The 12,392-nt window shown below is 52.2% G+C and carries 14 protein-coding genes; 11 read left to right on the forward strand and 3 right to left on the reverse strand.

The window, feature by feature from the left end:
* On the forward strand, positions 1–717 hold a 717-nt coding region (locus V8Z80_RS20465; protein WP_336063292.1), incomplete at its 5' end, for an IS3 family transposase.
* A 51-nt stretch (positions 718–768) separates the two neighbouring features.
* Here the strand turns inward: V8Z80_RS20465 and V8Z80_RS20470 are convergent.
* Positions 769–1,203, reverse strand: coding sequence for an EamA family transporter (locus V8Z80_RS20470; RefSeq protein ID WP_054500158.1), 435 nt, complete (start codon positions 1,201–1,203; stop codon positions 769–771).
* Between the two features lie 206 nt (positions 1,204–1,409).
* Here V8Z80_RS20470 and V8Z80_RS20475 point away from each other — a divergent pair, with 206 nt between their 5' ends.
* The 9 genes from V8Z80_RS20475 (at position 1,410) to V8Z80_RS20515 (ending at position 11,408) form a co-directional block, all read left to right on the forward strand.
* On the forward strand, positions 1,410–2,609 hold the full coding sequence (locus V8Z80_RS20475) for a glycosyltransferase family 2 protein (protein WP_082853017.1): 1,200 nt from the start codon (positions 1,410–1,412) through the stop codon (positions 2,607–2,609).
* A gap of 106 nt (positions 2,610–2,715) precedes the next feature.
* On the forward strand, positions 2,716–3,369 hold the full coding sequence (locus tag V8Z80_RS20480; protein WP_054447325.1) for a VTT domain-containing protein: 654 nt from the start codon (positions 2,716–2,718) through the stop codon (positions 3,367–3,369).
* 44 nt (positions 3,370–3,413) lie between these two features.
* Entirely contained in the window at positions 3,414–4,121 is a 708-nt protein-coding gene (locus V8Z80_RS20485; RefSeq protein WP_054500160.1) for a response regulator transcription factor, read from the forward strand.
* A complete protein-coding gene (locus V8Z80_RS20490) occupies positions 4,121–5,404 on the forward strand; it encodes a sensor histidine kinase (RefSeq protein ID WP_054447324.1) in 1,284 nt (427 codons plus the stop codon). Before V8Z80_RS20485 ends, V8Z80_RS20490 begins: the two co-directional genes overlap by 1 nt.
* Positions 5,405–5,784: 380 nt before the next feature.
* On the forward strand, positions 5,785–7,695 hold the full coding sequence (locus V8Z80_RS20495; protein WP_054447323.1) for an LTA synthase family protein: 1,911 nt from the start codon (positions 5,785–5,787) through the stop codon (positions 7,693–7,695).
* 187 nt (positions 7,696–7,882) lie between these two features.
* On the forward strand, positions 7,883–8,344 hold the full coding sequence (locus V8Z80_RS20500) for a GtrA family protein (RefSeq protein ID WP_123786095.1): 462 nt from the start codon (positions 7,883–7,885) through the stop codon (positions 8,342–8,344).
* Complete coding sequence (locus tag V8Z80_RS20505; RefSeq protein ID WP_054447322.1) at positions 8,328–9,380, forward strand: glycosyltransferase family 2 protein; 1,053 nt, start codon at positions 8,328–8,330, stop codon at positions 9,378–9,380. Before V8Z80_RS20500 ends, V8Z80_RS20505 begins: the two co-directional genes overlap by 17 nt.
* Positions 9,381–9,429: 49 nt before the next feature.
* Positions 9,430–10,962, forward strand: coding sequence for an ArnT family glycosyltransferase (locus tag V8Z80_RS20510; protein WP_336063293.1), 1,533 nt, complete (start codon positions 9,430–9,432; stop codon positions 10,960–10,962).
* 77 nt (positions 10,963–11,039) lie between these two features.
* Complete coding sequence (locus V8Z80_RS20515; RefSeq protein WP_073110278.1) at positions 11,040–11,408, forward strand: diacylglycerol kinase; 369 nt, start codon at positions 11,040–11,042, stop codon at positions 11,406–11,408.
* Between the two features lie 315 nt (positions 11,409–11,723).
* On the opposite strand, the gene V8Z80_RS20520 is transcribed toward V8Z80_RS20515, so the two are convergent.
* Together V8Z80_RS20520 and V8Z80_RS20525 are read right to left on the reverse strand one after the other, a co-directional pair.
* Positions 11,724–12,014, reverse strand: coding sequence for a transcriptional repressor (locus V8Z80_RS20520; RefSeq protein ID WP_054500161.1), 291 nt, complete (start codon positions 12,012–12,014; stop codon positions 11,724–11,726).
* A complete protein-coding gene (locus V8Z80_RS20525) occupies positions 12,004–12,147 on the reverse strand; it encodes an alpha-hydroxy-acid oxidizing protein (protein ID WP_336063294.1) in 144 nt (47 codons plus the stop codon). Before V8Z80_RS20525 ends, V8Z80_RS20520 begins: the two co-directional genes overlap by 11 nt.
* A gap of 64 nt (positions 12,148–12,211) precedes the next feature.
* On the opposite strand from V8Z80_RS20525, the gene V8Z80_RS20530 reads away from it, so the two are divergent.
* Positions 12,212–12,392 (forward strand): transposase (locus V8Z80_RS20530; protein WP_336063295.1); only part of this gene is annotated, 181 nt, incomplete at its 3' end.

The following is a 12,392-nucleotide window of genomic DNA, read 5'->3' on the forward strand; positions in this document are numbered from 1 at the left end:
TACGTCGCCAAGATCGACGCCGAGAACGAGGAGATCGCAAACTGGCTGCTTCGCCTGACGGACAACCACCGCAACTGGGGCTTTGGGTTGTGCTTTCTGTACCTGCGTAATGTCCGCGGCTTCCGGTGGAACCACAAGCGTGTGTACCGGATCTACCGCGAGCTCGAATTGAACTTGCGGATCAAACCGCGCAAACGGCTGGTTCGGCAGGCGCCCGAGTCGTTGACGGTACCGTCCCAGGTCAACCAGGTGTGGTCGATGGACTTCATGCACGACCAACTTGCCGACGGACGTAGCATCCGAGTGCTGAACGTGATCGACGACTTTAACCGCGAGGCGCTGGGCATCGAGGTCGACTTCTCGCTGCCTTCAGAACGTGTGATTCGCACGCTCAAGCAGATCATTGGCTGGCGAGGAAAACCCTCGGCGATTCGTTGCGACAACGGTCCGGAGTACCTGAGTGCGGCCATTGTGCAGTGGGCAGGCACATGGGGCATCAAGCTCGAATATATTCAACCGGGCCGACCCCAGCAGAACGCCTACGTCGAGCGATTCAACCGGACCGTTCGCTACGAATGGCTGTCCCAATATCATTGGGACGATCTGGATCACGTTCAGCGTGTCGCCACGCAGTGGATGTGGTCCTACAATCACGAGCGCCCGAACATGGCACTGGGCGGATTTACCCCGAAACAGCGGCTCGCCATGGCCGCATAGCGTTCCTACTTCTGGCAAACGCTAAAAATGGGGGGATTACCCGTCGACGCGCTAGCGCTTGAAGGCAAGCAAAAGGACACCGCCGGCGACCATAGCGATACCGAACCATTCACGTAGCGACGGCCGCTCACCCAAGAATGTGAATGCAAACACGGCAACCAGGACTAGACTAAGCTTATCAACGGGCGCCACCTTGGAGGCGTCGCCTATTTTGAGGGCACGAAAATAACATACCCAAGACGCCCCTGTCGCCAGGCCAGACAATCCAAGAAATAGCCAGGTCTTGGGCGAAAGCTCTAGTGGATTGGCCCATTTACCCGTGTAAACCACGAACAAAGACAGTACAACGATAATTATCACCGTACGGATCAATGTGGCTAGATCCGAATCGACGTCTTGAATACCAATCTTGGCAAAAATGGCGGTTAGTGCCGCAAAAACGGCAGATAAAAGTGCCCAAAAAAACCACCCGGTAGATGTCGCCATATTTTCCAAACCTTGTAAGGCCCGTGGTGAACGGGCAGACACACAGCACCGCGCGGTTATGCGCCCGCTAGCGAGTTAATTCATGTGGGCAGGTACAAATCCAGCGGAGTGGCTACAACATTTTGATATTAAATTGATAAATAGTTGATAATTTCTTGTTTGTAACTGTTCTACCCTGCCGTATACGAACACAACGCAGGCGAGACATGTCACCCTTAAACCGTTCTCAAGCTACTGTCGGCATAAGCCAACGCCTTGACGGACAATCGATCCCGATAAGGCTGTGCCACTCCAAAGAAAATCCAAAGAATATATATTCAAGGTTTTCGTATGGGCCTAACGCTAGAACGGTCGTTCAGCGACCTCTCGTACATAGCGTCAAAGAAACAATCCTTACCTCGACAAAAACGCCAGAACTGGCGGAAACGATCCCGAACGATCATTCCGAATCCTCCAGCGAAGACAAGCTGGAATTGTCCATTGTCCTCCCCCTGCGCAATGAATCTGAGGTTATTGTCCAAATATACCGGCAACTAACAACGGTTATCATGCCACTGGAGATTCGCTATGAGCTGGTGTTCGTAGACGACGGTAGTAACGATAACACCATTGATGAGCTGTCGAACATTGCACGTGACGATCCGTTCGTTGTCGTGGTTGTCCTTACTCGCCATTTTGGGAAAGAAGCGGCCCTAGCCGCCGGATTGGCCGAAGCAAGCGGCCAAGCGGTCGTCATCATGGATGCGGACTTACAAGACCCCCCTGAACGTATCCCCGAAATGCTAACGGCATGGCGCGAGGGCGCCGATGTGGTGCACATGCGTCGCCAGCATAAGATCGCTAGCTCAACACTCGGACGGTTGGGGAGCCGTAGTCTTCACCGTATACTGGACGCGATCGGGGATGTGGGGATGCCCGAAAGCCGCGTCGACTTCATGCTTTATAGTCGAAAGGCTGTGGACGCCCTGAGTCTCGTGGTCCATCGAAAGCGGTATATGCAGGCAATGTTCGACTGGGTAGGCGCGAGCCAAATCGTCATCGAGTATGAGAGGCTGCCACGCGCCGCGGGTTACTCCAAATGGTGTCTCCCGACGTTTCTAGGATTCTACCCAGATGGCACCAGCAACTATCTCGATGCGATGCTGCGGGTCATGATGTCCCTCGGACTGTTAGGCACGCTAACCAGTCTGCTCTATGTTTGCTACAACATTATAAAAGCAACAGCGCTAGGTTCTCTTCCGGAGGTCAAACCAGTAGCAATGTCCAATCAAGTTCTATTCTGGAGCGTAGTGTTTTTTTTAGTTGGTGGTCTAGGAAAATCCATCAGCCGTGCGCGTTTTCATCCTAAACGTCCTCAATACTTGGTCAAGGAAGTTATGCGTTTTCATAGGCCCTCGTCGTTATAGTCGCTGCGAGAAGAAGACTCCGTCTTCGACACTTGGAACAAAACCGTAGGGTCGCTTTCTGACGCAACAGCCCTCCAACCACAATACTTTAACGATAAGATTATCTATGTTGAGCTTGATACTTGACTGGTTCCTTCATCTCGATACACACCTTGGCGCATTGGCCGCGAATCATGGAACCTTTGTCTACTTGGCGTTGTTTGCCGTGATTTTCATCGAGACCGGCATCGTCGTGATGCCGTTCCTTCCGGGAGACTCTCTACTATTCGTAGCCGGCGCATTAGCGGCGCAACAAGCTTTGGATCTTCCTATTCTGGTTCCATTTCTGGCTGTGGCCGCCATCGCAGGCGACACCGTGAACTACGCCGTGGGTAGTACGGTTCGCAAACGTACGGTCGATACAGCCCGGTTGCGCTTACTGAAGCCCGAGTATGTCGAACGGACGAATCTGTTTTTTGAGCGGCATGGTCGCAAGACTATCGTGCTTGCTCGCTTCGTTCCCATTGTTCGCACGATAGCACCTTTCATCGCAGCGTTTGGAAAGATGGACTATGGGATTTTCCTGAAATACAACATCATTGGAGCTCTCTTTTGGGTCGTCTCGCTTGTTGGCGCGGGTTACGCACTGGGAACCCTTCCCATTGTGAGCGATCACCTCAACACGATCTTGCTAGGTATCGTGCTGCTGTCTTTTCTGCCAGGCGTTATCAGTAAAATGAGACGTTCCATAGGGGCGAAAGAAAGAAAAGGAAACGCATGAACAACGGCTACACACTCAACAGAAAATCATACTAGATAACCGACATGTCTCTAGAGCACTCAATACGGATGCTAATCGTCGAGGATCACGCGGGTCTGGCCACCAACCTGCTAGAGTTCTTCGATAATAGCCGATATGTATTAGATTTCGCCTCCGACGGCCTGACGGCCATTCATCTGATCGCCACCAACGAATACGATGTCATTATTCTGGATGTCATGCTGCCGGGGCTGTCTGGATTTGAAGTGTGCCGCCGTATTCGGAGTGACATTCATTGCTCGACTCCAGTCATTATCATGACATCGAAAGATCAATTGCAAGACAAGGAGGAGGGCTTTACCGTTGGTGCGGACGATTACGTTGTCAAGCCATTTAATCTACGTGAATTGCAATTAAGAGTAGACGCACTATATCGACGCAAAGCTGGATTTTCCAGAACCCCGGAAATCGGCATCCCGGGAATCCACTTTAATCCCGGCACGTTTATGGTACGCACCGACAATGGAGAACAGCTCGAACTATCAGGCATAGCAGCACGCATTTTCGAGGAGCTAATCAGGGCGTACCCCAATTTTCTTTCGTACACTGAGCTTCAAGATCGGGTGTGGGGCGAGCGAGAAGTCGATATGAATACTCTGCGCACCCATGTGTACTCCCTTCGCAAGTTGCTGCAAGATACATTTCAATATCCAATGATCAAGACCATGCATGGACGTGGTTACAGACTTCTTACGCCACACCAAGATAGCTGATGCAACATAAGTCAATTTCCCGTCGGGTTTATCGCGCCATACTGGCAGTCAGTGTGGTCAGCATGGTCGTCATGGTCATGACCGTGCTGCTCGTCAACGAAGATCTTGAACACACGATGCTTGACGTGGAGTTCGCTCAAGAGCGCGACTTCATTCTCATGAACAATACGGGCGAGGACGTGCTGGTATGGGACACACCGAACCTGGCGGTGGTGTTCATCCCCTCGGGCAAGCCACGCCCTAAAGTCTTACCGCCCGTATTTCGTGGATTGCCCGACAACTATTCAGCGGAGATCAAGCTTGGGGCTGAAACCTATCTTGTGACAGTGAGCAAAGTTGAAACGGGTCTACTTTATGTTGCCAAGAACATCACGCACTTTGAAGATCGGGAAGCGCTGTTCGAAATAGCTTTGATCATTATGACGCTGGTCATTATCGCGTTCAGTTTGCTGCTTGCGGTATTGAGTAGCCGACGCATTGTTAGGCCGTTGAGGTTGTTATCCGAGCGGATAAGTCGTATTCCAGTTGGAGCTAACATGCCTCGGATGGAAACCGACTATGCGGATGCCGAATTGCATTCTATCGCGATGACATTTAATCGGTTCCTGGATGAACTTGAATCCTACGTACAAAGAGAACAGTCTCTCTTGAGTTTGGCCAGCCATGAATTGCGCACGCCAATCGCCGTAATGTCGGGTGCCATCGATATTCTGGAGCAGCGCAATCAGCTAACGCCTAACGACCAGGCCACGCTCGGGCGTGTACGCAGGTCGTGTGACGAAATGCGGGACAACGTTAGTATCTTGCTTAAGCTTGCTCGCCGCGCTTCCGCCGATCAAAATCAAGAAGTATTTGACGTAGACCTCGTTGCTCAGGAGGTAATCGAGGATCTGAAGATCAGTCACCATGCAGGAGAGCGTGTGACGCTCGACGCACAATCCCCATTGACGATCAATACGGATCCCATCATGGTGCGTATGTTGCTGCGAAATCTTATACAGAACGCCGTCCAGCATACCCAAAGCGACATACGTGTAACGATATCGGAAAACGCAATAGCAATTGAGGACCAAGGTTCTGGCCTCACCGCCGAGCAGCAAGCTATTCTTCGGGGTGAGAGAAAAATTGTATCCGACGGATCGACACTTACAGGATTAGGGCTCTATATCGTGACGCTGATGACCGAAAGGCTGGGCTGGCAACTAGATATCACGCAGAACGACAACAATGGCACGAGAATCCTCCTAAATCCGAAGGGCGGCGCCATGGGCGTCCGAAACTGAACAGTACGCTGCCAATCCGTCCATGCGTATGACGGGTCGCTCTTCAAGGATGCACTGAAGTTGCCTACACATATTGGACTTTGTGGGGCGCCCCGCCTGCCTTTCATCGTCTGTCATCTCCGAGCCTAGGAACTTCGGTTGGCACCATCATACAAAGACCTCCTGATAGCTCATGCAAGAGTCTGCCTTCCACAGCCAACAAGATCAATTTGATGAAATTTTGATTTTTTCTTGATGAATTCTTGTTGTCGCTCCTTGTACTCTTTTCGGTAGATTTACCATAACCTCAACATGGTCGCTATCTAGCATGTGATGTGCAAAAGACGGCGTATTTGTTGCCGCGCCCTTGCTGGCTAGCACTGCATGACCGATAACTCTAAATGCGTGGACATACCCTAGCTTTTATCGCTACCAGCTTTTGCTTTCTGACACTTTGCCGCCTTCTGCTTTGCGCATGGCAGTGGCAACGTATCCAAGCCGCCGGCGGCCTATGGCCGGTGCTGAAGGGCGGCCTACGCATAGACGCGGCCCAGATTGCCATGCTTTCGGGAATTCCGTTGATTCTTGGACCCTGGTTAGGCCACTATCCATTTGCCGGCACGATCACCGTGAGCTGGCTTCTCATTGCATGGTTTGTACTCGTCCTACTGGAAGCATCGACCCCGCAATTCATTTTCGAATACGATACCCGTCCCAACCGTCTCTATGTGGAATACCTCAAACATCCCAAAGAGGTTTTCAGCATGCTGTGGAAAGGATATCGGCTAGCGATTTCCGGCGCACTTTTGTCAATCGCGCTACTGATGTGGGTGGGCTACCTATTGTTCGGCCAAGATCAAGTCGATGCACCGCTCCTATGGCGGCAACGAATCTTCTACACGCTCATTGCTGTGCCCCTTATCTTCCTGGCCATTCGCGGTACGTTGGGCCACCGGCCAATCAACCCATCCACCGTGGCATACTGCGGCGACGGCATGCTCAACACGTTGCCGCTCAACTCGCTTTACAGCGTTCTCTACGCTATTTACAGCATGAAGAATGAACGTTCAGCCTCGGACGTGTACGGCAAGCTTGCCAATGAGCAAGTCAGCGAGGAGGTCAATCTGCGCGCGGGCATCATCCCGTGCTACGCCGATATTCCGTCGCTCCACATCCAAGAGCCCACATGCAAGCGAACAAAGCCGTTGAACCTGGTGATGATCGTCGAAGAGAGCCTAGGCGCTCAGTATGTGAAGAACCTCGGTGGGAGCGGGTTGACGCCCTGCATCGATGATCTGGCAACCGAAAGCTGGAACTTCAGGCGTGCCTACGCAACGGGTACGCGATCGGTTCGCGGTCTTGAGGCCCTCGTCTCAGGGTTTCCGCCCACCATTTCAGATGCCGCCTTGCGTCTATCAGGGGCTCAACGAAATTTTTTCACGCTCGCCCAGGTACTCAAGCAGCATGATTACCGATCTCGATTCATCTATGGAGGAGAAGCCCACTTCGATAATATGAAGAGTTTCTTCCTGGGCAACGGCTTTGACGAGCTGCACGATTTGCCCACTTTCGACGAACCCGCCTTCGTCGGGACATGGGGCGCCTCCGACGAAGACATGTTCAACAAGCTCGATGCGCTGTTGAGCAATCCACCCAGCCAGCCAACATTCAGTCTCGCGTTTTCCGTGAGCAATCACTCTCCCTGGGAGTATCCCCAAGGACGGATCGAGGTCAACGACGACCCGGCGACCATCGAAAATACCGTTCGTTATGCTGATTGGGCGCTAGGGAAATTTTTTGAAAAAGCCAAAGCATCCGACTACTGGAAGGATACCGTCTTTCTCGTGGTGGCAGATCATGACTCACGCGTATTCGGCGCAAACCTTGTTCCGTTGAGGCATTTTCATATACCAGCGCTTATCCTTGGAGCCGACATTCAGCCACGACAAGACGATCGCATCATTAGCCAGATCGACTTACCCACGACGCTACTCTCTCTGATTGGGGTTCTTTGCGAGCACCCTATGATCGGGCGCGATCTCACGAAGGCGGACTGCAACCGAGCGATGATGCAGTATGGGGAGAACTATGGCTATCTCAAGGGCGACAAGCTCCTTGTTCTAGAACCACACCGGGCGCCCACTCAGTACGAGTACGCTGCACCTGCTTCTTACACCCCACAGAGCGTTGAGGACTCATTGTTCAAGGAAGCACTGAGTCATGTGCTCTGGCCCACGTGGGCGTACAAGAACCATTACTACACGCTCCCACATCTACGCCCCGCGCTTCCAACTGCGCAATCGCTTCCCTAGCGCGACTCTCCATACTCGTATTTCGGCCTATGCCGGCCACTTCTTTTATGCATGGCGTCTCAAGCTGTTCTTGCGTGCTTGCTCCTGGCAAGCTCGATCGTCCCTTGATGAAATCTTGATCTTTGATTGACGATTTCTTGTTGTCGGTCTTCGTATTCTTGCTCCATTGCAACAATGGATAAATTGAGTGACGACATTGAGAGCCATCTCGCCAAAAAAACAAACCAGCTCGCAGCGATTCCCTAATAGCTCCGGGACCGCTGCCGCATCGCTCTGTGCCCAAGTCACCCTGTTCTTGGCCTCAGGAGGCCTTGCCACCTTCATCCATTGGACTTCAATGGTCCTACTGGTCTGGGGAGGCTTGACGCCGGTTTTAGCCACCATCATCGGCGCGTTCGTTGGATCCATCTTCAACTACTGGCTCCAGTTTTACTGGACGTTCAAAGGTAATGGTATCCACGGTATGGCCATCCCAGCCTATATCTGCACGGTGTTTCTGGGCTGGTGCGTCAATGCCGTGCTTTTCTACATTCTTACCTCTTTCGCTCATATGGGCTTAGTTCTGGCGCAGCTCTCCGCCACCGCCGCGGTCGCCGTCATGAATTTCATTGCTTATAAGAAGGTTGTGTTCCATGAACGCTTTAGTTGAAAGCTGGCGCCCCGAATCTCAAAGGGAGAGCAAGATCGAATTGTCGATCGTGATTCCTCTCTATAACGAGTACGAAGTGATCACAATGATGCACGAGCGTTTGAGTGCCGTGCTCGCCAGTCTGGATATTTCTTACCAGCTGGTTCTGATCGACGATGGCAGCCGTGACGGTACCCCGAACATGTTGAACCGGCTGGCCGAAGTGGATTCCGCTGTGAAAGCTGTATTCCTAAGCAGAAACTTTGGAAAAGAGGCCGCGCTTACAGCGGGTCTAGATCATGCCGCAGGGGATGCAGTCATTATTATGGATGCCGACTTGCAGGACCCCCCGGAACTCATTCCAGAAATGCTGCGTGCCTGGAAGGGCGGTGCAGACGTAGTCTGCATGCGTCGGCGCTCAAGAGCCGGGGAAAGCTGGCTCAAGCGCTACAGCGCACATCGTTTCTACCGGGTGCTTAACGCCATCAGCGAAGTGGATATTCCTGCTGATACGGGCGACTTTCGCTTACTCAGCCGAAAAGCCGTCGACGCATTGAGCCAATTGAACGAACGCAACCGTTATATGAAAGGCTTGTTCGCCTGGATCGGCTTGCCCACCACCGTGATTGAATATGATCGCCTGCCACGCGCAGCGGGTGTGACCAAATGGGACTATCTAAGTCTATTCAACTTGGCCTTCCAGGGGATTACCTCCTTCTCGACGGCGCCGCTGCGTCTGGCGATGGCAGCCGGCCTTTTGACTGCGCTCTTTGGTGTCCTCTTCACTCTGTGGATTGTGTTCAAGGCGCTTGTCTTGGGCGACCCCGTGCAGGGATACCCTTCGCTTATTTCCATGATCACAATCCTGGGCGGTGCCCAATTACTTTCCATCGGCCTTCTTGGCGAATACCTAGGCAAAACGTATTACGAAACCAAGCAACGTCCAGTGTATCTAGTTCGTGAGGTAGTAAGCCGTCGCAATACCGTCAACGAAAGAGAGAGCACTCCCCCCTCGACCGCAACTGCAGGAAAAGAGTCGTATGCAACGTATAAGTAGGAGCACGTGGATAGTTTTATTGGCTGCGGTGTTATTGCCACTCGTCTCAATGATCATCGTGCCGTTCTATGATACGAGTGAGCCTCGTTATGCCGAAATTGCCCGCATCATGGCGCAATCAGACGATTGGATAACGCCCTGGTTCAGCCCTGAGCTGCCTTTCTGGGGCAAGCCCCCCCTTTCATTCTGGGCACAGGCGCTATCCATGAAGTTATTTGGCTTCACCGAGTTTGCAGCGCGTTTTCCTTCCTGGTTATGCCTGATTCTATCCAACGCCATACTCTTGGCAGGGCTGCGGTTAATACATGGCTCACGCGTTGCGCTTTTGGCCGCAATCGTCTATAGCACGTGTCTGCTCGTCTACATCAGCTCGGGCGCCGTACTCACTGACCCATTTCTCGCACTTGGCACCACCTTGTCTCTGGTTTCATTCGCTGTGGTCGTCCACGAGCCCGAGCAGCGCGTAGCAGGAACTGGCAATCCTGTAGGAAAGTCGGCCGGCGTCGGGCCAGCGCGGGGCTCCGTGTGGTGGCAATATGGGTTCTTCTTGGGCCTGGCTGTTGGCTTGCTAGCCAAAGGGCCTTTGGCTGCGGTACTCAGCTTCGCGCCGATAGCGGTTTGGTACTTGCTGAACAGAAGGAGGGGCTCTCTGGTTTCAGCGCTACCCTGGGCTAAAGGTCTAGCCTTAGTGGCTGCAATAAGTCTGCCCTGGTACGTTGTAGCTGAAATCAAGACGCCAGGCTTTCTGGATTACTTCATCGTGGGCGAGCACTTTCGACGCTTCCTAGATCCGGGCTGGAAGGGCGATCTATATGGAACCGCCCACAAACAGGCATACGGAACAATATGGCTCTGTTGGCTGCAAGCATCCTTTCCCTGGGGCATTATGGTGCTAGCAACATTCGTTGGGGCGTTTGTTAGCATGCGCCTGCGTTCTGCGGTACGAATCGCCAGCACAACATCGTTGTTTTACTACTGGCTGGCTGGCGCTGTCGTCACACCGTTATTCTTTACATTCTCTGCCAACATACTTTGGACTTACGTGCTTCCTTCGTTGGCCGGATTTAGTGTCTTGACTGCAATTCTCGCAGATCATATATACAGACAACTAGGCTTATCCAGGCGCGGGTTTCTAATTACCGCAGGAATCGTTCCAGTCGCCGTTCTTGTGTTGAGTGCCGTCGTTTGGGCTAATCCCAATCTGGGGAATACAGAACGGGAACTAATACGCTACGCGAGACAAGACGGTAACTTTACAATTCCATTGGTTTATTTATCGAAGATCCCTTTCTCAGCACAGTTCTACTCGGCAGGGAGGGCACGGGAAATTCAGCAATCAGATCTTGGGAACGCAATCAAATGCGGCACGCCCTTCTATTTGGCAATCCCCAAAGAAAGGCAATCGATCGTTGCAAAGATGACGAGCAAGCCACTTATTGCGCTTTACTCAAACAAGCGATACATCTTAGTGAAGATATCACCGCTCTCCAATTGCAGCGCTCAAGTTATAGCAAAACAGAAACCGATCAGCTTGCAACTAAAGCATCTCCCAAGTAACGAAGGCTCAATCATCATTAATTGAGAGGGCGTGGGATTTCATGCCAACAGAGTTCGTGCGTTATCGCTCTCATTCGAATAACTCCTTCGCACCCATTTCCCATGTATTCACCTTACAAAAGCAAGGGCGGATTTTCGCGTCTGCTTAGCGCTCTACGCTACTCAATCCAGGGACTGATTATCGCAGTCAAGCATGAGGCCGCCTTTCGGCAAGAGTTAATCCTTGCGGTTGTGCTCACCCCTGTGGCACTATGGATAAGTGAGAACGTTTTTGAAGCCGTACTACTGATAGGTTCACTTCTCTTTGTGTTGATTATCGAACTATTGAACTCAGCACTGGAGGCGGTCGCTGATACGATCACCATAGATCACCATCCCATGATAGGACGAGCCAAGGATTTAGGAAGTGCTGCTGTGCTGCTATCACTTACTATGGCGTCCCTGATTTGGATAGGTGTGATTTTGGCGTAAATCCGTTCCTGCTAGGTAGTGCAGGTTAATAGGCGCTCTCACTCAGCGTATACAAGGCCAGCATAGAAAGAACATGTGTGGTGTTGCAGAATGAAGTACAGCGTCAGGGAACCGCTCTCTTTTTCATTCGATCACCACCGGCCTCTTTTTTCCCAGGATTGATGCTTTGTCCTTGCACCGATAGCGTGTAATCGGACATCTTGAAGCCATGCTTTTGGCAAAAAACTTCAACAGCACGCTCAAGTTCGGGATCGAAAAGCCAATGCTCCGTGCCGGAATCTTGACATACTATTCTTTGACGGAACTTCCTGGATGTTAAATAATAATGTGTTTTCCAGCGACTCTGCAGGTCGAGAGTAGTTCTGCAGTTGTAAGTCGCTTGAGCGCCGCATATATGGACGACATAGCAATATCCAACCCATTACCAACAAGGTAACGCTTGATCTCCATGGCTATTATGGGTCGATCCGACTGAGCAATGACCCTCCATACGACCATGCGCGGCATGGTCGTAGCCACGCCTGCCTCTTTCATGACCTGCGCTGCCGAGCGGAGCGGATCGGCGTCAATACGAGCCCGGGGCAGCGAGAAGCTCCTATCTGCCATGATTCTCTCCTCTGGTCAATAACCTTGTTGCGTCGATCTCCGAGACCGTCCTACAACTCGCTAACACCATGGCGGCCTCCAGCTCGGTGCGCAATATGTTCAGCACATGGGCGACCCCGGTGGCGCCTGCCACGGTAATCCTCCCGCAAAAGCGTTGAGGTCAGAAGTAGAATTTTCTCGTTGAGGAGTTCTACAGCATGAAGAAGTCACGATTCACGGACAGCCAGATCATCGAAGCCATCAAACGGGTGGAAGCTGGCCTTGCGGTACCCGAACTGTGCCGGGAGCTGGGCATCAGCTCGGCGACGTTCTACAAGTGGCGATCGAAGTACGGCGGCATGGACGTGTCGCTGATGGCGCGGATGAAGGAGCTGGAAG

This window comes from Orrella sp. JC864 (assembly GCF_037026685.1).
Lineage (GTDB): Bacteria > Pseudomonadota > Gammaproteobacteria > Burkholderiales > Burkholderiaceae_B > Orrella.

Coding starts and splice junctions, on each gene's coding strand:
- V8Z80_RS20510 (WP_336063293.1), top strand. CDS start 9,430: ATGATCATCGTGCCGTTCTATGATACGAGTGAGCCTCGTTATGCCGAA.
- V8Z80_RS20495 (WP_054447323.1), top strand. CDS start 5,785: ATGCGTGGACATACCCTAGCTTTTATCGCTACCAGCTTTTGCTTTCTG.
- V8Z80_RS20505 (WP_054447322.1), top strand. CDS start 8,328: ATGAACGCTTTAGTTGAAAGCTGGCGCCCCGAATCTCAAAGGGAGAGC.
- V8Z80_RS20480 (WP_054447325.1), top strand. CDS start 2,716: ATGTTGAGCTTGATACTTGACTGGTTCCTTCATCTCGATACACACCTT.
- V8Z80_RS20520 (WP_054500161.1), bottom strand. CDS start 12,014: ATGGCAGATAGGAGCTTCTCGCTGCCCCGGGCTCGTATTGACGCCGAT.
- V8Z80_RS20470 (WP_054500158.1), bottom strand. CDS start 1,203: ATGGCGACATCTACCGGGTGGTTTTTTTGGGCACTTTTATCTGCCGTT.
- V8Z80_RS20475 (WP_082853017.1), top strand. CDS start 1,410: ATGTCACCCTTAAACCGTTCTCAAGCTACTGTCGGCATAAGCCAACGC.
- V8Z80_RS20515 (WP_073110278.1), top strand. CDS start 11,040: ATGTATTCACCTTACAAAAGCAAGGGCGGATTTTCGCGTCTGCTTAGC.
- V8Z80_RS20485 (WP_054500160.1), top strand. CDS start 3,414: ATGTCTCTAGAGCACTCAATACGGATGCTAATCGTCGAGGATCACGCG.
- V8Z80_RS20490 (WP_054447324.1), top strand. CDS start 4,121: ATGCAACATAAGTCAATTTCCCGTCGGGTTTATCGCGCCATACTGGCA.